Origin of the sequence: Pseudomonas sp. NPDC098747 (genome assembly GCF_044760045.1) — a bacterium.
Lineage (GTDB): Bacteria > Pseudomonadota > Gammaproteobacteria > Pseudomonadales > Pseudomonadaceae > Aquipseudomonas.
The window spans coordinates 48,606-69,024 of the sequence record NZ_JBIWAL010000026.1 but is presented as its reverse complement, the minus strand read 5'-3'; the positions used below and the strand labels follow the sequence as shown (position 1 = coordinate 69,024).

The 20,419-nt window shown below is 59.5% G+C and carries 20 protein-coding genes; 12 read left to right on the top strand and 8 right to left on the bottom strand.

Annotation, left to right across the window (positions count from 1 at the left end; all coding sequences use genetic code 11):
- Nucleotides 1–54: 54 nt before the first annotated feature.
- The 3 genes from mprF (at nt 55) to ACIQVE_RS17175 (ending at nt 4,975) form a co-directional block, all read left to right on the top strand.
- On the top strand, nt 55–2,694 hold the full coding sequence (gene mprF, locus ACIQVE_RS17185) for a bifunctional lysylphosphatidylglycerol flippase/synthetase MprF (RefSeq protein ID WP_402810397.1): 2,640 nt from the start codon (nt 55–57) through the stop codon (nt 2,692–2,694).
- A complete protein-coding gene (locus ACIQVE_RS17180; RefSeq protein WP_402810395.1) occupies nt 2,694–3,989 on the top strand; it encodes an AcvB/VirJ family lysyl-phosphatidylglycerol hydrolase in 1,296 nt (431 codons plus the stop codon). Before mprF ends, ACIQVE_RS17180 begins: the two co-directional genes overlap by 1 nt.
- A 656-nt stretch (nt 3,990–4,645) precedes the next feature.
- Nucleotides 4,646–4,975 (top strand): DUF3077 domain-containing protein, encoded by a 330-nt coding sequence (locus ACIQVE_RS17175; protein ID WP_402810393.1) that lies wholly within the window; start codon nt 4,646–4,648, stop codon nt 4,973–4,975.
- Nucleotides 4,976–5,171: 196 nt separating this feature from the next.
- Here ACIQVE_RS17175 and ACIQVE_RS17170 read toward each other — a convergent pair whose 3' ends face one another.
- Complete coding sequence (locus tag ACIQVE_RS17170; RefSeq protein WP_402810410.1) at nt 5,172–7,013, bottom strand: potassium transporter Kup; 1,842 nt, start codon at nt 7,011–7,013, stop codon at nt 5,172–5,174.
- A gap of 349 nt (nt 7,014–7,362) precedes the next feature.
- On the opposite strand from ACIQVE_RS17170, the gene rimO reads away from it, so the two are divergent.
- The 6 genes from rimO to tsaA all read left to right on the top strand — a co-directional run bounded on the left by rimO (nt 7,363) and on the right by tsaA (nt 12,658).
- A complete protein-coding gene (gene rimO / locus ACIQVE_RS17165; RefSeq protein ID WP_402810391.1) occupies nt 7,363–8,700 on the top strand; it encodes a 30S ribosomal protein S12 methylthiotransferase RimO in 1,338 nt (445 codons plus the stop codon).
- Between the two features lie 330 nt (nt 8,701–9,030).
- Entirely contained in the window at nt 9,031–9,504 is a 474-nt protein-coding gene (locus ACIQVE_RS17160) for a GNAT family N-acetyltransferase (protein ID WP_402810389.1), read from the top strand.
- A gap of 105 nt (nt 9,505–9,609) precedes the next feature.
- Complete coding sequence (locus ACIQVE_RS17155) at nt 9,610–10,320, top strand: rRNA pseudouridine synthase (protein ID WP_402810388.1); 711 nt, start codon at nt 9,610–9,612, stop codon at nt 10,318–10,320.
- Nucleotides 10,321–10,395: 75 nt separating this feature from the next.
- The gene (locus ACIQVE_RS17150) at nt 10,396–10,866 is read left to right on the top strand and encodes a DUF1456 family protein (RefSeq protein ID WP_402810387.1); all 471 of its coding nucleotides are present in this window, start codon (nt 10,396–10,398) and stop codon (nt 10,864–10,866) included.
- A 136-nt stretch (nt 10,867–11,002) separates the two neighbouring features.
- Nucleotides 11,003–11,773: an SDR family oxidoreductase gene (locus tag ACIQVE_RS17145; protein ID WP_150597642.1), complete on the top strand. Its 771-nt coding sequence runs from the start codon at nt 11,003–11,005 to the stop codon at nt 11,771–11,773.
- Nucleotides 11,774–11,959: 186 nt separating this feature from the next.
- On the top strand, nt 11,960–12,658 hold the full coding sequence (gene tsaA, locus ACIQVE_RS17140; RefSeq protein ID WP_402810386.1) for a tRNA (N6-threonylcarbamoyladenosine(37)-N6)-methyltransferase TrmO: 699 nt from the start codon (nt 11,960–11,962) through the stop codon (nt 12,656–12,658).
- 172 nt (nt 12,659–12,830) lie between these two features.
- On the opposite strand, the gene fpr is transcribed toward tsaA, so the two are convergent.
- Nucleotides 12,831–13,610 carry a ferredoxin-NADP reductase gene (fpr, locus tag ACIQVE_RS17135; protein WP_003443014.1) on the bottom strand — a complete coding sequence of 260 codons (780 nt, stop codon included), beginning with the start codon at nt 13,608–13,610 and terminating at the stop codon, nt 12,831–12,833.
- A 146-nt stretch (nt 13,611–13,756) separates the two neighbouring features.
- Here fpr and ACIQVE_RS17130 point away from each other — a divergent pair, with 146 nt between their 5' ends.
- A complete protein-coding gene (locus ACIQVE_RS17130; RefSeq protein ID WP_402810384.1) occupies nt 13,757–14,683 on the top strand; it encodes a LysR family transcriptional regulator in 927 nt (308 codons plus the stop codon).
- Here ACIQVE_RS17130 and ACIQVE_RS17125 read toward each other — a convergent pair.
- From ACIQVE_RS17125 to ACIQVE_RS17115, 3 genes are all read right to left on the bottom strand, one after another.
- Complete coding sequence (locus ACIQVE_RS17125) at nt 14,680–15,042, bottom strand: diacylglycerol kinase (protein ID WP_042557932.1); 363 nt, start codon at nt 15,040–15,042, stop codon at nt 14,680–14,682. The two genes, ACIQVE_RS17130 and ACIQVE_RS17125, sit on opposite strands and share 4 nt — an antisense overlap.
- Before the next feature lie 74 nt (nt 15,043–15,116).
- Nucleotides 15,117–15,767, bottom strand: a complete 651-nt coding sequence (erdR, locus tag ACIQVE_RS17120; protein ID WP_095050444.1) for a response regulator transcription factor ErdR — start codon at nt 15,765–15,767, stop codon at nt 15,117–15,119.
- Nucleotides 15,768–15,990: 223 nt separating this feature from the next.
- The gene (locus ACIQVE_RS17115; RefSeq protein WP_402810408.1) at nt 15,991–16,737 is read right to left on the bottom strand and encodes a tRNA-uridine aminocarboxypropyltransferase; all 747 of its coding nucleotides are present in this window, start codon (nt 16,735–16,737) and stop codon (nt 15,991–15,993) included.
- A 189-nt stretch (nt 16,738–16,926) separates the two neighbouring features.
- On the opposite strand from ACIQVE_RS17115, the gene ACIQVE_RS17110 reads away from it, so the two are divergent.
- Complete coding sequence (locus ACIQVE_RS17110; protein ID WP_402810381.1) at nt 16,927–17,352, top strand: PA3611 family quorum-sensing-regulated virulence factor; 426 nt, start codon at nt 16,927–16,929, stop codon at nt 17,350–17,352.
- On the opposite strand, the gene ACIQVE_RS17105 is transcribed toward ACIQVE_RS17110, so the two are convergent.
- Entirely contained in the window at nt 17,353–17,547 is a 195-nt protein-coding gene (locus ACIQVE_RS17105; protein ID WP_402810380.1) for a hypothetical protein, read from the bottom strand.
- Nucleotides 17,548–17,900: 353 nt separating this feature from the next.
- Between ACIQVE_RS17105 and ACIQVE_RS17100 the strand changes: the two genes are divergently transcribed.
- Complete coding sequence (locus tag ACIQVE_RS17100) at nt 17,901–19,019, top strand: TIGR00730 family Rossman fold protein (protein WP_402810379.1); 1,119 nt, start codon at nt 17,901–17,903, stop codon at nt 19,017–19,019.
- 56 nt (nt 19,020–19,075) lie between these two features.
- Here ACIQVE_RS17100 and recX read toward each other — a convergent pair whose 3' ends face one another.
- Together recX and recA are read right to left on the bottom strand one after the other, a co-directional pair.
- Nucleotides 19,076–19,543, bottom strand: a complete 468-nt coding sequence (gene recX / locus ACIQVE_RS17095) for a recombination regulator RecX (RefSeq protein ID WP_402810377.1) — start codon at nt 19,541–19,543, stop codon at nt 19,076–19,078.
- 9 nt (nt 19,544–19,552) lie between these two features.
- Nucleotides 19,553–20,419: recombinase RecA (gene recA / locus ACIQVE_RS17090; protein WP_402810375.1), on the bottom strand; the 867-nt coding region annotated here is incomplete at its 5' end.

Genomic DNA, 20,419 nt, shown 5'->3' with positions numbered 1-20,419 from the left:
TGGTAACTTGGCTGGATACCTCCATCCTGTCGCGCACAATCCAAGAGGTGATTGATGCGCGCCAACTCGTCTGATCCACAAGGCACTGTCACAGCGGAACACCCGATCAAGCCCGAGCGTTTGCGCTTGCTGGATCGGTTAAGCAAATACCGTCAACCCATCGGTCTGGCAGTCACTCTGCTGCTGTTTGCCATTGCGCTGATTGCCTGCCGCCATCTGCTCGCTGAACTCGATCTCGATGCCTTGCACGACTCGATTCTCGACGTGCCGAAACCTGCCCTGCTCGGCGCCTTCGGTGCGACCGTGGTCGGCTTCATTATTCTGCTGGGCTATGAATGGTCGGCCGCCCGCTACGCTGGCGTGACATTGCCACCGCGCACGCTGGCCCTCGGCGGCTTCACCGCGTTTGCGATCGGTAATGCGATCGGCCTGTCGCTGCTGTCCGGCGGTTCGGTGCGCTACCGTTTATATGCACGGCTGGGCGTGAGCGCTTCGCAAGTCGCGCACATGACCTTGTTCGCCAGCCTGTCGCTGGGCTGCGCTTTGCCGCCACTGGCCGCACTCGCAACCCTCAGCAATCTGCCCGCCGCGTCCCAGGCCTTGGGGTTGTCTGGAGGACTGCTCGGCACGGTTGCTGGCGCCGTACTCCTGCTGGGCGCGATTCTGGCGATCGGCATCTATCGTCGGCGCCTGCCGGAACAACCTTACGCGCACAACCTGCTGGTCAAGGCTGGCCGCCGCACCTTGCGCCTGCCGGGTCGACGCCTGACGCTCCTGCAACTGGTCATCACCGCCCTCGATGTCGCCGTTGCCGCCACCGTGCTTTATCTGCTGCTGCCGGAAGCCCCACCGTTTGGCGCGTTCCTGCTGGTGTATCTGCTGGCCCTGGCCGCGGGTGTGCTCAGCCATGTGCCGGGCGGCGTCGGGGTGTTTGAAGCAATTCTGCTGGCTGCCTTCGCCGACCAACTCGGTGCCGCGCCACTCGCTGCTGCGTTGCTGCTGTATCGCCTGATCTATGTCGTGGCACCGCTGCTGGTGGCTTGCGTACTGCTGCTGATCAACGAAGGCCAGCGGCTGTTTCAGACTCAGACCATGCGCGCGGCGTCCGGTCTGGCTGCGCCGATTCTGGCGGTGCTGGTGTTCCTCTCCGGCGTGGTGCTGCTGTTCTCCGGCGCCACCCCAGAGATCGATACGCGCCTGGAGCACATCGGTTTTCTGATCCCGCATCGACTGGTCGACGCTTCGCACTTCGGCGCCAGCCTGATCGGCGTGCTGTGCCTGTTGCTCGCCCAAGGCTTGCGTCGTCGGTTATCGGCGGCGTGGATGCTCACCACCATTCTGTTGCTGGTCGGCGCCCTGCTCTCGCTGCTCAAAGGCTTCGACTGGGAAGAAGCCGTGCTGATGACCCTGACGGCAAGCCTGCTGGGGGTGTTCCGCCGCTCGTTCTACCGTCCGAGTCGCTTGACCGAGTTGCCGTTCTCGCCGCTGTATCTGGTGGCCAGCCTATGTGTGCTGGGGGCTTCGGCCTGGTTGCTGCTGTTCGCCTATCAAGACGTCCCGTACAGCCATCAACTCTGGTGGCAATTCACCCTCGACGCTGACGCACCACGCGGTCTGCGTTCGCTGCTCGGCGCTGCCGTGTTGCTGATCGTGATCGCGCTGACCTGGCTGCTGCGCACTGCGCGCCCGGTCATTCACCTGCCAACGCCTGACGAACTGGATCGCGCCTCAAAGATTCTGATGGCTTCGTCGCAACCCGATGGCGGCCTCGCGCTGACCGGAGACAAGGCGTTGCTGTTTCACCAGAACGACGAAGCGTTCCTGATGTACGCCCGCCGTGGCCGCAGCCTGGTAGCGCTGTACGACCCGATCGGACCAGGCCAGCAACGGGCCGAGATGATCTGGCAGTTCCGTGACCTGTGCGACATCCATCACGCCCGCCCTGTGTTCTATCAAGTGCGCGCGGAAAACCTGCCGTACTACATGGACATCGGCCTGACCGCGATCAAACTCGGCGAAGAAGCCCGGGTCGACCTCATTCGCTTTGACCTGGAAGCCAAGGGCAAAGAAATGAAGGATCTGCGTTACACCTGGAACCGTGGCACCCGCGACGGCCTGTCGCTGGAGATCCATGAACCGGGTCAGGCGCCGATGGATGAGCTCAAGGTCATTTCCGACGCTTGGCTGACCGGCAAGAACGTGCGTGAGAAAGGCTTTTCCCTCGGCCGTTTCAGCGACGATTACCTGAAGCACTTCCGCATCGCGGTGATTCGCTTCGAGGGCCGCCCGGTGGCGTTCGCCAATCTGCTCGAAACTTACAGCCATGACTTGGCCAGTCTCGACCTGATGCGCGCGCACCCCGACGCGCCCAAGCTGACCATGGAATTCATGATGGTCGGTCTGATTCAACACTATAAGAGTCACGGATACGCGCGCTTCAGCCTGGGCATGGTGCCGTTGTCGGGGTTGCAACCCCGGCGCGGTGCACCGCTGACCCAGCGTCTGGGCTCGATGGTTTTCCGCCGTGGTGAGCAGTTGTACAACTTCCAAGGTTTGCGCCGCTTCAAAGACAAGTTCCAGCCTGACTGGGAACCCCGTTATATGGCCGTGCCCGCCGGACTCGATCCGCTAGTGGCGCTGGCCGACACTGCTGCCCTGATCGCGGGCGGCTTGACTGGATTGGTGAAACGCTGATGATTCAACGCTCCCTGAAGTACATCCTGGCCGCACTGATCGTGCTGGCCGTGATTGCCGGCGGCGGTTTCTGGTACCTCAAACGCCCGGCACCGGAACCGACCCTCGAACAGCTCAAACCGGCCGATGGCACAGCCATGACCCGCGTCATCCCCGGCACCAAGCCTAAAGCGCAGGTGCTGGTGGCCGTCACCGAAGAACAGAAACTCAGCGACAAACAGCTGAGCACCCTGAGCCGCAGCGCCTCGGCGCAGATTGTTCAGGTGATTCTGCCCAAAGACTGCCTGCTGCAAAGCCGCGCCCTGCAAACCGGCCTGCGCGAACTGAACGGCCCGGCCACGCTGGTCAGCGGCATCGGCCCCGGCGCCGTGCTGGCCTGGCGCTGGTTGTCCGAGCAGAAGGACGACAAGGCTCAGGCCATATCCGTCGACCTCGCGCTGGAAAAACCCGGCTGCACTCACCTGCTACCGAAAACCGCCGCCCACGGCCACTGGCTGGTAGCGTGGAACGACAACCCGGACGACGCCAGCGCGGGTTTTGTGCGCGATCAACCGAACGCCGAAACCAGCATCAGCGACTACGACATCAACCTGCCGCAGGTGCTGAACAACGAACTGCGCAAAATCCTCGTCGGTGGTGACAAGGCCGCCGGGGGTCTGCAGATTCCGGTCGTGGAAGTCCCGGCCGGTCAGGCCAAGGACACCGTGACCCTGTTCCTCTCCGGCGACGGCGGCTGGCGTGACCTGGACCGCGACGTGGCGGGCGAGATGGCCAAGATCGGCTACCCGGTCGTCGGCATCGACACTTTGCGCTACTACTGGCAGCACAAGAGCCCGGAGCAAAGCGCACTGGACCTGACCGAACTGATGCAGCACTACCGGCAGAAATGGGGCACAAAACGCTTCATCCTCACCGGTTACTCGTTCGGTGCCGACGTCCTGCCGGCGATCTACAACCGCCTGCCTGAAACCGAGCAGCAACGCGTCGACGCCATCATCCTGCTGGCTTTCGCCCGCACCGGCAGCTTCGAAATCGAAGTCGAAGGCTGGCTCGGCAACGCCGGCAAAGAAGCCGCCACCGGCCCGGAAATGGCCAAACTGCCATCGGCCAAGGTTGTGTGCATCTACGGTGAGGAAGAAGCCGATGAGAGTGGCTGCACCGACAAGACTGCGGTGGGTGAAGCGGTGAAACTGCCGGGTGGTCATCACTTCGACGAGAACTACCCGGCGCTGGCGAAGCGGTTGGTGGATTTGATCCAGAAGCGTCGGAGCAAGGACTCGGTCGCTGAAAAGTGATCAGAGCCACACCCAAAAAAAGCCCCCGCAACTTCGCAGTTTCGGGGGGTTTTTACATCTCGGACGATGAACCCATTCCCCTGTAGGAGTGAGCCTGCTCGCGATAGCGGAGTGTCAGCCACCTATTTGCCAACTGATACACCGCTATCGCGAGCAGGCTCACTCCTACAATGGAATTTCGCTGGATTCAGAAACCTTATACATGCACTCGTAAATATCTTGACTCTCGATGAAGCCAAAAACGGCAAGTGTCCACATTCCATAAAACGTGGACACCTGCATCGTCGGCAACATTGAATCGTCAACCCCGTAAATCACCAATGGCGTTTAGTTTCGTTTACTTCCAGTCTCGCAATATCGGATGACGCCGACAGACCTTGTAGGCAAACTCCGAATCGCGTGTTGCGGTGCCTTGCCGCCCTGTTGCGCTGTTTTTTGACGGGATACTCTCCGGATGTCGCTGACCCATTCAGCGATCGGGTGTGGTAACCCGGAGAAACCATCGCAACAGCGCGCTCATCGAGTTATGGCGGCTGTGCGTGGGACGCCTTCTGGCGTGCCGGCTTCCTTGGTTCCCGGTTTACCACCCTGCGTACAGCTGCCTCCCTTTCGCGTGGTAACGAAAGTCGCGGCACTTCGAACCAAGGAGTAACACGATGACCGAAACTGATCTGCACGGACTCGCAAACGTTAAAACCATCGGCTTCACCCCCTTCCTCTACAACTCCGATCAAGCGTATTTCAACGTTCGCTCCGGCATCCCCATAGTCGATGCATTGACCCAATCCTCCGACCTGCTGTACCTCGCCAAATCCTTCGCCGAAGATGCTGCCTACGCCAAAGACACCGACCGTCACGCCTGGGCCGCGCATTATTTGACAATGATGGGCAAGGCCTTGATTGACGATGTGATTCAGGCGCTGATGCCACGACCTGCGCGCACGAAGACAGAGTCCGAAGCTGATCTGTCTGAACGCACCTCTTGATTCAATCCAATACCCTGTGGGAGCGAGCTTGCTCGCGAATGCGGTGGGTCAGCCGAAGAATGCTTCTCCTGACACTAAGTCTTCGCGAGCAAGCTCGCTCCCACAGGGGATTTGCAGTGGATTGGAAGATTATGTGCAGGCACAAAAAAGCCCCGCCAGCCGCAAGGCTGACGGGGGCTTTTCAGTAAGACGAGGCCTACATCTCCACCTGCGTCCCCAACTCAATCACCCGATTCAAGGGCAGATTAAAGAAGCGCAAATTGCCGTTGGCATTCTTCAACATGAACGCAAACAACGCCTCGCGCCAACGCGCCATGCCTTCGAGTTTCGAGGCAATCACCGTTTCGCGGCTGAGGAAGTACGTCGTGCGCATCGGGCTGAAGTCGAGTTCATCCAGATGACACAGCTTCAGCGCCTGCGGCACGTCCGGCTCGTCGGTGAAGCCGAAGTGCAGGATCACCCGGAAGAAGCCATCACCGAAGGCATCCACTTCGAAACGCCGTGAAGGCGGAACGCGCGGGATGTCTTCGTAGACGACGGTCAGCAGCACAACCTGCTCGTGCAGCACCTGGTTGTGCAGCAAGTTGTGCAACAAGGCGTGTGGTACGGCGTCGGAGCGCGCGGTGAGGAACACCGCCGTGCCCTGCACCCGGTGCGGCGGTTGCACGCGGATGCTGCTGATGAAGATCGGCAGCGGCAGCGCGCCTTCGTCGAGACGCTCGACCAGCAGTTGCTTGCCGCGCTTCCAGGTAGTCATCAGCACGAACAGGGCGATACCGGCGATCACAGGGAACGCACCGCCCTGAACGATCTTCGGCACGTTGGCGGCGAAGTACAGACCGTCCACGATCAGGAAACCAAGCAGCACCGGTACCGCCAACAGCGGTGGCCATTTCCATAGCAGCAGCATTACCGCCGACACCAGAATGGTGGTCATCAGCATGGTACCGGTCACCGCCACGCCGTAGGCCGAGGCCAGCGCACCGGAGGACTCGAAGCCCAGCACCAGCAGCACCACGCCAACCATCAGCGCCCAGTTCACCGCGCCGATGTAGATCTGGCCCTGCTCATCGCTGGAGGTGTGCTGGATGTACATGCGTGGGATGTATCCGAGCTGAATCGCCTGACGGGTCAGGGAGAACGCACCGGAAATCACCGCTTGCGAGGCGATCACGGTGGCCAGCGTCGACAGCCCGACCAGCGGAATCAACGCCCAGCTCGGCGCCAGCAGATAGAACGGGTTACGCGCCGCTTCCGGGTTTTCCAGCAGCAAGGCGCCCTGACCGAAGTAATTGAGGACCAGCGCCGGCAACACGAGGATGAACCAGGCGCGGGCAATCGGCTTGCGACCGAAGTGGCCCATGTCGGCATACAGCGCTTCAGCACCGGTCAGCGCCAGTACAACGGCGCCGAGAATCGCCACGCCCATGCCCGGATGAACGACGAAGAAGTTCACCGCCCACATCGGGTTCATCGCGTGCAACACCTCTGGGCGCTGGCTGATGCCGTACACGCCGAGGGCGCCGAGCACCACAAACCAGGTGACCATGATCGGCCCGAAGAGGATGCCGATGCGTGCCGTGCCGTGCTTCTGGATCAGAAACAACGCGACCAGTACGACCAGCGACAGCGGTACCACCCAATGATCGATGCCATCGAACGCCAGGCCGAGCCCCTCAATCGCCGATAGAACGGAAATCGCCGGGGTGATCATGCTGTCGCCGTAAAACAGCGCCGCACCGATCAGCCCGCAGACCACCAGCAACGAACGCAGCTTCTTGCGCTCACCCGCCGCTCGCCGCGCCAGTGCGGTGAGCGCCATGATCCCGCCCTCGCCCTGGTTGTCGGCGCGCAGGACGAACAACATGTACTTGATTGACACGACCCAGATCAGCGACCAGAAGATCAACGACAGAATGCCCAGCACGCCGTCGTGATTGACGGCCACGCCATAGCCGCCCGAAAACACTTCTTTAAGGGTGTACAACGGGCTCGTGCCAATGTCGCCGTAAACCACCCCGACCGCAGCGACCAGCATGCTCAGCGGTTTAGAGGCCGAACCCTCGACACCCGCCGCGTGACTACTTGCCTGACCCATCCAACAACTCCTGATTCCAGACCGGCTTCTTTGAACGAAGCACTATGCTTTGTGGTGCAGCATGCGCGATTTTACGTCCTGTAACAGACGTTTTCTTGACTGTAAAAATTCAGTAAAGCGCAACGGCCCGAAGCATAGCGCAGCACTCGTCGTATTTCCCGGCATAAAGCTGGTCAAGTGCGCTGTCCACCGATAGAATTGCGCACTTTTTGATCAGAGGCGCGCCCTAAGCGCCCATCCGTCGATTCCCGCGTCAGGCAATCGATGTCACAAAATACCGAGGTTAGACATGTCCACCACTCCTGCGCCAGCCAATCCCAAGGTTGGTTTCGTATCCCTGGGTTGCCCGAAAGCTCTGGTCGACTCCGAACGGATCCTGACCCAGCTGCGCATGGAAGGCTATGACGTGGTGTCCACTTATCAGGACGCCGACGTCGTGGTGGTCAACACCTGCGGCTTTATCGACTCGGCCAAGGCCGAATCGCTGGAAGTGATCGGCGAAGCGATCAAGGAAAACGGCAAAGTCATCGTCACCGGCTGCATGGGCGTGGAAGAGGGCAACATCCGCAAGGTGCACCCGAGCGTGCTGGCCGTGACCGGTCCGCAGCAGTACGAGCAAGTGGTCAACGCCGTGCACCAGGTCGTGCCGCCGCGTAAAGATCACAACCCGCTGATCGATCTGGTGCCGCCGCAAGGCATCAAGCTGACCCCGCGCCACTACGCCTACCTGAAGATTTCCGAAGGCTGCAACCACAGCTGCAGCTTCTGCATCATCCCCTCGATGCGCGGCAAACTGGTCAGCCGTCCAGTGGGTGATGTGCTCGACGAAGCCCAGCGTCTGGTCAAATCCGGCGTCAAAGAGCTGTTGGTGATCTCCCAGGACACCAGCGCTTACGGTGTTGACGTGAAATACCGCACCGGCTTCTGGAACGGCGCGCCGGTAAAAACCCGCATGACCGAACTCTGCGAAGCGCTGAGCACACTGGGCGTCTGGGTGCGTCTGCACTACGTCTACCCGTACCCGCACGTCGACGAGCTGATCCCGCTGATGGCCGCCGGCAAGATCCTGCCGTACCTGGACATCCCGTTCCAGCACGCCAGCCCGAAAGTGTTGAAGTCGATGAAACGCCCGGCGTTCGAAGACAAGACCCTGGCGCGCATCAAGAACTGGCGTGAAATCTGCCCGGACCTGATCATCCGCTCGACTTTCATTGTTGGCTTCCCGGGCGAAACCGAGGAAGACTTCCAGTACCTGCTGAACTGGCTGACCGAAGCCCAGCTCGACCGCGTCGGCTGCTTCCAGTATTCGCCGGTTGAAGGCGCACCGGCCAATGACCTGGATCTGGACATCGTGCCGGACGACGTCAAGCAGGATCGCTGGGATCGCTTCATGGCACACCAGCAAGCCATCAGCTCGGCGCGCCTGCAACTGCGCATCGGCCGCGAAATCGAAGTGCTGGTGGACGAAGTCGACGAGCAAGGCGCGGTCGGCCGCTGCTTCTTCGATGCCCCGGAAATCGACGGCAACGTGTTCATCGACAACGGCAGCAACCTCAAGCCGGGCGACAAGGTCTGGTGCAAAGTGACTGATGCTGACGAATACGATTTGTGGGCTGAGCAGATCTGATCTGATCTGAACGTCAAAAGCCCCTCACCCTAGCCCTCTCCCAGAGGGAGAGGGGACGGACCGAGGTGTATTTTCGGAGTACATCGACCTGAATTATCGTGTCGAACTCAGTTTTGAAAAGCACGAAGATCGGCTCCCTTTCCCCCTCGCCCCCTTGGGGAGAGGGCTGGGGTGAGGGGGTAATTCTCGCCAGCGATGAATCTGCCAAGCCGTACCCCTCGACAAAAATACCCAAAGCCCCGCTCTTTTATGGAAGATGCGGGGCTTTTTTACGGCTATCGTTTGTGGGGGGAAGGACTCCCATCACACCAGATAAAGAGGCTATCGGGCATGCGTCACCATTCGGTCATCCACACGCCGAAACTCAGCGACTATCAGGAACTGACCCGGGTCTGGGAGGCCTCGGTCCGCGCAACCCATGATTTTCTGCCGGACAGCTATATCGAGCTGCTGCGCAAACTGGTGCTAACCCGCTACCTCGACGCGGTGATGCTGATCTGCACCAAGGACAGCCACCAGCGCATCACCGGGTTTGCCGGTGTTGCAGCGGGCAAAATCGAGATGCTGTTTATTGACCCCGCGCATCGCGGTCAGGGCCTGGGCAAGCGATTATTGTGTTACGCCATGGAGCACCTGAACGCCGATGAACTGGACGTCAACGAACAGAACCCGCAGGCGCTGGGGTTTTACTTCAAGCAGGGTTTCGAAGTGATAGGACGCTCGGAGGTCGATGGCATGGGCCAGCCATATCCGTTGCTGCATATGCGTTTGCGCCAACCCCAGCAACGATCAGGCAACGGCTGACACAACATAGCTCCCACAAGTAATGCGAACACCCTGTAAATGGAACCGGGCTTAACCGGCGCCAGACAGGTACAATGCCCACCCCTTTTTTGTTACGGCCCTGTCATGACTGACCCGATTCGCCTCTCCAAACGCCTCATCGAACTGGTCGGTTGCTCCCGCCGGGAGGCCGAGCTGTTCATCGAGGGCGGCTGGGTCACCGTGGACGGCGAAGTCATCGACGAGCCGCAATTCAAGGTCGAAGGCCAAAAGGTCGAGCTCGACAAGGACGCCAAGGCCAGCGCGCCTGAGCCAGTCACTATTCTGCTCAACGTCCCGGCCGGCATCGATACCGACAGCGCTATGCAGTTGATCAGCGCCGAAACCCTGAGCGAAGAGCACCGCTACGGCAAACGCCCGTTGCGCGGGCATTTCCTGCGTCTGAGCACCAGCGCCGACCTGCAGGCCAATGCCAGCGGTCTGCTGGTATTCACCCAAGACTGGAAAATCCTGCGCAAGCTCACCGCCGACTCCGCCAAGATCGAGCAGGAATACGTGGTTGAAGTAGAGGGCGATATGGTCGCTCACGGCCTCAACCGCTTGACGCACGGCCTCACCCACAAGGGCAAGGAGTTGCCGGCGGTCAAAGCCAGCTGGCAGAACGAAAACCGCCTGCGCTTCGCCATGAAAAACCCGCAGCCGGGGATCATTGCCCAGCTCTGCCAGGCCGTTGGCTTGAAGGTTATCAGCGTGCGCCGCATCCGCATTGGCGGCGTGTCCATCGGCAAGGTGCCCGTCGGCCAATGGCGCTACATGTCCGGCAAAGAGAAGTTCTGACGACTCTGTTTTGCCGCCCCACATTTTCGGCAGCGCCCCGCGCGATGCCCACAGCGAAAGATCAGGATTGCCCACATGATTCATAACGACGTATTGCGCAGCGTGCGCTACATGCTCGACATCAGCGACAAGAAAGTCATCGAAATCACCAAGACCGGCGGCATGGAAATCGCCCTCGACGACCTGGTGAAATACCTCGACAAGAAAGAAGAAGACGAAGAAGGCTTCGTGCGCTGCCCGGACGAAGTCATCGCGCACTTCCTTGACGGTCTGGTGATCTTCAAGCGCGGCAAGGACGAAAGCCGTCCGCCGCAGCCAATCGAACTGCCGGTCACCAACAACATCATCCTGAAAAAGCTGCGCGTGGCCTTCGAACTGAAAGAAGACGACATGCACGCCATCCTCAAGGCTGCCGAGTTCCCGGTGTCCAAACCTGAGCTGAGCGCGCTGTTCCGCAAGGTTGGTCACACCAACTATCGCCCGTGCGGCGATCAATTGCTGCGCAACTTCCTCAAGGGCCTGACCCTGCGCGTTCGCCCGCAGTAAGCCCCGCCAGCCTTGAGCCGCCCGGGCGGCGGCTTGAAGCTCGGCTGTATGCATCCTCATTCCTCGCAAAAATAGTGGCTCCGCTTTTCGCGGCTGACGACTAGGGTGTATTGATCCCTAGCACTCAGGATTTGCCATGCACCCGTACTTTTCCCTGCAAGGCCGCACCGCTCTGGTGACCGGTGGCACCCGTGGTATCGGCAAAATGATCGCCAAGGCTTTCGTCGAGGCCGGCGCCCGCGTTTTCGTCTGCGCCCGCGACGCCGAAGCCTGTCATCAAACGGCCGAAGAACTCGGCGCGCTGGGCACCTGTCATGGCGTGGCGGCGAATCTGGCGACTGAAGAAGGCGTTCAGGAATTGGCCGCACGATTGGCCGAGCAGATCACTCATCTGGATATTCTGGTGAACAACGCCGGCACCACCTGGGGCGCGCCGCTGGAGAGCTACCCGGTCAAGGGCTGGGAGAAAGTCATGCAGCTCAACGTGACGTCGGTATTCAGTTGCATCCAGCAGTTTCTGCCGCTGTTGCGCAAGGCCGGCTCAGCGGCGAATCCGGCGCGGATCATCAATATCGGTTCGGTAGCGGGGATTTCTTCCTTCGGCGAGCAAGCCTATGCCTATGGACCGAGCAAGGCCGCCCTGCATCAGTTGTCGCGGATTCTGGCACGCGAACTGGTGAGCCAGCACATCAACGTCAACGTGATCGCACCGGGCAGGTTTCCGAGCAAGATGACCCAGCATATTGGCAACGATGAGCAGGCATTGGCCGAAGACACGGCGCTGATTCCGATGAAACGCTGGGGGCGAGAGGAAGAGATGGCGGCGCTGGCGATCAGCCTGGCGAGTACGGCAGGGGCGTATATGACCGGGAATATTATTCCTCTGGATGGTGGGTTCAGCCTCTGAGATCGGCGGCGCGGCATTCGCGAGCAAGCTCGCTCCCACAGGTTTATCGGCGTACGGGAGTTCTGTATTTACCGAAGATTCCTTGTGGGAGCGAGCTTGCTCGCGAAGAGGCCGGCACAGGCAGCGACGATCATGACCATGGAAGGGTTATCATGCCCGCCCTGATCCCGCTTCCGACCTCAAACCATGACCTACAGCGTTTCCCCCATCGGCTTCGTCCACTCCTGCTTCAAGGAGAAGTTCGCCATCCCGCGCCAACCGCAATTGGCACCCGCCGCCCGTGGCGTGCTGGAACTGGTGGCGCCGTTCGATCAGGGTGAGGCGGTGCAGGGTCTGGAGCAGGTCAGTCATGTCTGGCTGCTGTTCCTGTTCCACCAGGCTTTAGAAGACAAACCGCGCCTGAAAGTGCGCCCTCCCCGGCTCGGCGGCAACAAATCCATGGGCGTGTTCGCCACCCGCGCCACTCACCGCCCGAATGGCATTGGCCAATCCGTGGTGAAACTGGACAAGGTCGAAGCCAATCGCCTGTTTATCTCCGGCATTGACTTGCTCGACGGCACGCCGATTCTCGACATCAAACCCTACGTGCCTTACGCCGACATCATCCCCGGCGCCTCCAACAGCATCGCCAGCGCCGCGCCGCAACTGATTGACGTGCAGTGGACGGACACAGCCCTGCAACAAGCGCACACACACGCACAGCGCCTGGCCGAGCCATTGGTTGAGTTGATCGAACAATGTTTGGCGCAGGATCCACGCCCGGCGTATCAAACGCCAGCGCCGGAACGTGAATACGGCGCGCAATTCTGGGATCTGGACGTGCGCTGGCATTACCCTGTGCCCGAGCAGATTCGCGTCCTCGAAGTCATCCCCGCCAACACCTGAAACCCGAAAACGGAAAAGCCCGCGCTGCCTTCTCAGGCAACGCGGGTTTTTACTGCCACACTAAAAACCCACTGTGGGAGCGAGCTTGCTCGCGAAGGCGTTGTGTCAGTCTCCATAAATGGAGCTGGTAAACCGCATTCGCGAGCAAGCTCGCTCCCACATAGGCTGGTGCTTACTTCTCGACGAACGCACGCTCGATCAGGTAATCACCCGGCTCGCGCATCCGCGGCGAGACTTTCAGCCCGAAGCTGTTCAACACTTCGCTGGTCTCGTCGAGCATGCTCGGGCTGCCGCACAGCATGGCGCGGTCGTCCTGTGGGTTGATCGGCGGCAGGCCGATGTCGCTAAACAGCTTGCCGCTGCGCATCAGATCAGTCAGGCGACCTTCATTCTCGAACGGCTCGCGGGTCACGGTTGGGTAGTAGATCAGCTTGTCGCGCAGCGCTTCGCCGAAGAATTCGTTCTGCGGCAGATGCTCGGTGATGAATTCGCGGTAGGCGACTTCATTGACGTAGCGAACACCGTGGCACAGGATCACTTTTTCGAAACGCTCGTAGGTTTCAGGATCCTGAATCACGCTCATGAACGGCGCCAGACCGGTGCCGGTGCTGAGCAGGTAAAGGTGTTTGCCAGGCTTCAGGTCATCCAGCACCAGCGTGCCCGTAGGCTTTTTGCTGATGATGATCTCGTCGCCTTCCTTCAGGTGCTGCAACTGCGAAGTCAGCGGGCCATCAGGCACCTTGATGCTGAAGAACTCCAGATGCTCTTCCCAGTTCGGGCTGGCGATCGAGTAAGCGCGCATAAGCGGGCGGCCGTTTGGCTGTTGCAGGCCGATCATCACGAACTGCCCGTTCTCGAAGCGCAGGCCCGGGTCGCGGGTGCACTTGAAGCTGAACAGGGTATCGTTCCAGTGATGAACACTGAGGACACGCTCGTGGTTCATGTTGCTCATGTACGTTTGACTCCTGGATATTGGGTCTGCGCGTGTCTTGAGGCCAACGAGGGCAGGCCGAATGTGCGCAATTGCATCGCATTCTAATAGCGACGACAATATCTGTTAACTGGATTATTAAGATAAGGGTTATCGGTTATATCGATATGCGATTTACTCTCCGTCAACTGCAAGTCTTCGTCGCCGTCGCCCAGCAGGAAAGCGTGTCCCGTGCTGCGGGTCTGCTCAACCTCTCACAGTCGGCCGCGAGCACCTCGATCACCGAACTGGAGCGCCAGTCCAGCTGCCAGCTGTTCGACCGCGCCGGCAAACGGCTGAGCCTCAACGCCCTCGGCAAACAGCTGTTGCCGCAAGCGGTGGCCCTGCTCGATCAGGCCAAGGAAATCGAAGACCTGCTCAACGGCAAGTCCGGTTTCGGCTCACTGGCCGTCGGTGCGACGCTGACCATCGGCAATTACCTGGCGACCCTGCTGATCGGCAGCTTCATGCAACGCCACCCGGAAAGTCAGGTGAAGCTGCACGTACAGAACACCGCCAATATCGTGCAACAGGTCGCTCACTACGAAATTGATCTGGGTCTAATCGAAGGCGATTGTAGCCATCCGGACATCGAAGTGCAGAGCTGGGTCGAGGATGAGCTGGTGGTGTTCTGCGCGCCGCAGCATCCACTGGCCAAACGCGGCAGCGCGACCATGGAAGAGTTGACGCACGAGGCGTGGATTCTGCGCGAACAAGGCTCCGGCACGCGCCTGACCTTTGATCAGGCCATGCGTCACCATCGCAGTGCGCTGAATATCCGTCTGGAGCTGGAACACACCGAAGCGATCAAACGTGCAGTGGAATCGGGGCTGGGGATTGGCTGCATCTCACGGCTCGCGCTGCGTGATGCGTTCCGGCGCGGCAGTCTGGTGGCGGTGGAAACGCCGGATCTGGATCTGGCGCGACAGTTCTACTTCATCTGGCACAAACAGAAATACCAGACCTCGGCCATGCGCGAGTTTCTCGAGCTGTGCCGCGCTTTCACCGCAGGGGTCCAGCGCAGCGACGAGATCGTCTTGCCGACGATCGCTTAAAGCAGAATCACTGCCCACACCAGAGCGATCATGCTCAGCGCGACAAATTGCGCGGCGCTGCCCATGTCCTTGGCGTTTTTGGACAGTGGGTGCAGCTCCAGCGAGATGCGGTCGATGGCCGCTTCCACTGCCGAGTTCAGCAGTTCGACGATCAGCGCCAGCAGGCACACGGCGATCAACAGCGCCTGTTCAACACGGCTCACGTTCAGGAAGAACGTCAGTGGAACCAGCACCACATTGAGCAGCACCAGTTGGCGGAACGCCGCTTCGCCGGTGAAGGCTGCACGTAGACCATCCAGTGAGTAACCGGAGGCGTTAAGGATGCGTTTCAGGCCAGTCTGGCCCTTGAAAGGTGACATAAAGTAGAAACCAACCAAAAAGGAGTGGGAAAGCTAGATCAACAAAAGTCAAAAAAGCGTGAACGCGCCAGCCATTATTGGCTCGGAATTGACTCAAGTTGTTGCAGAAGCAATGCTGCCTGCGTTCGGGTACGCACATTCAGCTTGCGAAAGATCGCCGTGACATGGGCCTTGATGGTCGCTTCCGACACACTCAACTCATAGGCAATCTGCTTGTTCAACAGGCCTTCGCAGACCATGGTCAATACGCGGAACTGCTGCGGTGTCAGGCTGGCCAAGCCATCGCTGGCGGCTTTGGCTTCGTCAGAGACGCTGACCGCTTCAAAAGCTTGCGGTGGCCAGAACACATCGCCATCGAGCACTTTGCGCACGGCTTCCTGAATCACGCTGAGGTCACTGGACTTGGGGATAAATCCACTGGCGCCGAACTCGCGGGATTTGACCATCACCGAGGCTTCTTCCTGAGCCGAGACCATCACCACCGGAATTTGCGGATATTGCCCGCGCAACATCACCAACCCGGAAAAACCGAACGCGCCCGGCATGTTCAGATCCAGCAGGACCAGATCCCAGTCAGCCTTTTCGGTCAGGCGCGTTTCCAGTTCGGCGATGCTCGCCACTTCCACCAGCCGCACATCCGGGCCAAGGCCCAGCGTCACCGCTTGATGCAGGGCGCTACGAAACAGGGGGTGATCATCGGCAATCAGGATGTCGTATGTGGCCATTTTTCAAATGATCCTGTTTTTTGATGGCAGACCCGGTGCATTCGGGTCTGGCCAAAGCAACTCAAGATGCCGCTTGCAACGGCATCCACAGGGGCACGTTCAACGCCAATAACCAGCAAACACGGCGTTTCAAACCTTGGCCGCACCCTAATCGGCGCCAAGCATGCCCAGCGAAGACGGGGTGGTCAAGCAACACGGCCGCCGCTGTAGGCAGTATGAGCCACTATTGGGCCAAGTCCGCCTGCGGCTTTCGTATAAAGGGTTGCAACTCGGCGTGGGCCGGCGTTGATTCATTCATATCCAATTGCTGTTTGGCACCCAGATAATGTTGGCTGAACACATCGAAATAGGCGTCCAGTGCCGACGCCGCGTCGCTGTCCCCCGCCAGCTCCAGGCAAAGTGCAGCGACTTCAGCGGTGCACAGGTGCTCGCTGCGGGTCGAGCGGCGCAAACGGTAGCGAGACAGCTTGTCAGGCAGCAGGCTGAGAATAGGCAAACGATCGAAGTACGGGCTCTTGCGGAAGATCTTGCGGGCTTCGGTCCAGGTCGCGTCCAGCAGGATAAACAGCGGGCGCTTACTGCTATCGAGTTCGACGGTGTTGGTCACCCGCGACGGCTCGACATATTCACCCGGAAACACTAGATACGGCTGCCATTGCGGGTCATTGAGCAGCACCAACATCTGCGGGTCGGGCTCGGTACGTGACCAGATGAACGCGTGGTTATCGCGCACGACATCAGCAATCAGCCAACCGGTGTTGCTCGGTTTGAACACTTCCTTGCCAGTCATGATCAGGCACACACCCGAGCGGGTGTCGACGCTTGGCCGCCAGGCGCACAGGCAATGGCTGATAATCACCCGACAGTCGCGGCAGCGCTCGGAGCGAAAGCCTCGGGCCTGAATCGGCTTGATGCCCTCGTCCTCGCGCTGATCGCGCAGGCGGGCTACGGCGTTGGGGGCATGTTTGATCACGGGCGGCGCGACACAATAGGGAAACTCGACACGAACAACACTCGGCAGGGCAATGAATGCCGGCAGTTTACCAGAGCGAGGGGGACAAGCCTGTACCGTCCAGACCGGCTCCCCTATAATTCGCCGCCACTGAACGCACAGTCACGTGGCTGGTCGAAACACCAGTCACTGAACCAGGAGAGTTTCATGCTGCGCCTTATCGTTCCCACCGCTGCCATTCTGCTGGCGTCGTCCTTCACCGCTCAAGCTGCATCCTTGAGTGAGCAGAATCTGAACAGAGAGCTGCGCAACGTCGCCGCCCAAAGCAGCGTCGGCACGCCACGGGCAATCAACGAAGACATTCTCGATCAGGGCTACACCGTTGAAGGCACTCAGTTGATCAACCACCTGAGCGTACAAAAGAGCCACGCCGACAAAATGCGCGCGGACCCTAAAGCCGTGTATTTCCAGTTGGGGGCATCGGTCTGCAACAACCCTGCGTACCGCAAGCTGATGGCCAAAGGCGCGATCATGCGTTACGAATTCACCGAAGTGAAAACCAACAAGGCTGTCGGCGCCGCCAGCTACCAGGATTCGGATTGCCCGAAAACTGCTCCGGCGAAAAAGAAATAATCATCGCGAATTGGCGCGCCGTTGTTCATCCTCGGCGCGCAGTTCGGCCACCAAGGCCTGTAGATAACTCGAACGACGCTCCCCGCCTGCCAACCTTCGGCAGCACTCCTCTTCGAGACTCACTTGGTTGGTCTCGGCTGACGCCTTCAACATCCGATACAGCTGCGTATCGATTTCCAGAATCACTCTGGCCATACATCCCGCCTCCTTGCTACCCACAAATCCTTGAATAGCTTGCACCTTGCCTAAGGTCAGTAACGCGAAGTTGTAGTAAGGCGCCTGTACGTTAGTTAATCAGAGGGTTCGAAACCCGGCGTATGTTCAGACGAGCGGTGAAGTCACCGGCCGGGAAACCAACAAGCGATTGCCATCCGCAACGTTGCAGCGCAAAGATCAAGTCAGCGCAATCACGCGTAAGGGTCTAGATTCAGAGTATTCGCGATTATTTGTCAGCGGCAGGAAAGGAACTGCCGATTGTGTGTTTTTTTGCAGCGCAGCCCTGACGCCGCGCGTCAGGGCTACCCGCTCTGTGCAGAAGGAGACGTTGAATGCCTTACCAACCGAATGACCTGCTCAGCCGTCATTTTCAGGAAAGCGGTCCCGACCTCATCAGCCAGGTCGAAGAACAACTCAACCGTGTTTCCCCCAACAGTCCGAACATCCCCATCTACCGCGACATGATCCTGACCGTGCTGCGCATGGCCCAGGAAGACCACAACCGCTGGAACGCCAAGATCACGTTGCAAGCCCTGCGCGAGCTGGAGCAAGCGTTTCGGGTTCTGGAACAATTCAAGGGCCGACGCAAGGTCACCGTGTTCGGCTCGGCGCGCACGCCGGTCGAGCATCCACTGTATGCACTTGCCCGAGAACTCGGCGCGAAACTGGCGAGCGCCGACATGATGGTGATCACCGGTGCCGGTGGCGGCATAATGGCCGCCGCCCACGAAGGCGCAGGCCGGGACCACAGCCTCGGGTTCAACATCACCCTGCCCTTCGAACAGCATGCCAACCCGACCGTGAACGGTACCGGCAACCTGCTTCCGTTCCACTTTTTCTTCACCCGCAAGCTGTTCTTCGTCAAGGAGGCCGACGCATTGGTGCTATGCCCGGGCGGATTCGGCACGCTGGATGAAGCACTGGAGGTGCTGACACTGATCCAGACCGGCAAAAGCCCACTGGTTCCGGTGGTTTTGCTGGATGCACCGGGCGGTACATTCTGGCAAGGCGCGATGGATTTCATCCGCCAACAACTGGAGGAAAACCGCTACATCCTGCCGACTGACATGAAGCTGATGCGACTGGTCTACACCGTAGAGGAAGCGGTGGAACAGATCACCCAGTTTTACAGCAACTTCCACTCCAGCCGCTGGCTCAAGGGGCAATTCGTGATTCGCATGAATCACAAGCTCAGCGATCAGGCGTTGGAGCATATGCAGGAAGCCTTCGCCGATCTGTGTTTGAGCGGCCATTTCCATCAACATGCTTACAGCGGCGAAGAACACGACGACGCCCAGTTCAGCCATCTGGCGCGATTGGCTTTTGCCTTCACCGCCCGCAATCAAGGGCGCTTGAGGGAGCTGGTCGACTTCATCAACTTGCCGGAAAACTGGGCTGATTCCAAGCCGCAAACCACGCAACGCAGTCGAGAGCCCTCAAAGGTAATTTGAAGGCAAAAAAAAAACGGCCCGCTATTTTCATAGCGGGCCGTTTCGTTTTAACCGTTTTAATCGTCGATGCTTCTGCCGCTGAACAAGCGGTTGATCATCTCCATCGAGAAACCCCGATACGCCAGGAACCGGCCTTGTTTGGCGCGCTCCCTGGCATCAATCGGCAAATGCCCGGAGAATTTCCGTTGCCAGGTTTCATGAAGTTGCTCCTGCCAATTGATACCGCTTTCGCGCAGGGCGAGTTCGATATCCGCGCGTTGCAAACCACGCTGGCTCAGTTCCTCGCGGATTCGCAGAGGGCCATAACCGGAACGGGCTCGGTAGGAAACAAAGCTTTCAAGATAACGGGCTTCGGAAAGCAGCCCGTCTTCCGTCAAACGGTCGAGGGCTGTTTCGATCATGTCCGCCTCAGCGCCGCGCTGACGAAGTTTACGCGTCAGCTCGACTCGACCGTGCTCGCGACGTGCGAGCAGGTCCATGGCCGTTCGCCGCACCGCGACGAGGGTATCGAGTACAAGTGTCATTTAAAGACTTCAAACGTCGACATCGGCCTCAGCCATATCAGCGACTTTGTCCTTGGCCGGCGAAGCCTTGACGTCTGCTGCCGGGGCCAGCAGCTTGTCACGCAGTTGCTTCTCGAGCTTCTTGGCGATTTCCGGATTGTCTGCCAGGAACTTGGCCGAGTTGGCCTTGCCCTGACCGATCTTGGTGCCTTCGTAGGCATACCAGGCGCCGGACTTCTCGACGAAACCGTGCAGCACGCCCAGATCGATCATCTCGCCGTTGAGGTAGATGCCTTTGCCGTAAAGAATCTGGAACTCGGCCTGACGGAACGGCGAAGCCACTTTGTTCTTCACAACCTTGACGCGAGTTTCGCTGCCGACCACTTCGTCGCCTTCTTTCACCGCGCCGGTACGGCGGATGTCGAGACGAACCGAGGCGTAGAAATACAGCGCGATGCCACATGTGGTGGTTTCCGGGCTACCGAACATCACGCCGATCTTCATGCGGATCTGGTTGATGAAGATGACCAGGCAGTTGGCGTTCTTGATGTTACCGGTGATTTTACGCAGCGCCTGGGACATCAGTCGGGCTTGCAGGCCCACGTGCATGTCACCCATTTCACCTTCGATTTCAGCCTTCGGCACCAGTGCAGCCACGGAGTCGACGATGATCACGTCAACGGCGTTGGAGCGCACCAGCATGTCGGTGATTTCCAGAGCCTGTTCGCCGGTGTCCGGCTGGGAAACCAGCAGGTCATCAACGTTGACGCCCAGTTTGCCGGCGTACTCAGGGTCGAGGGCGTGTTCGGCGTCGACGAATGCGCAGGTCGCGCCGGCTTTTTGAGCCTGGGCGATCACGGACAGTGTCAGTGTGGTTTTACCGGAAGATTCAGGACC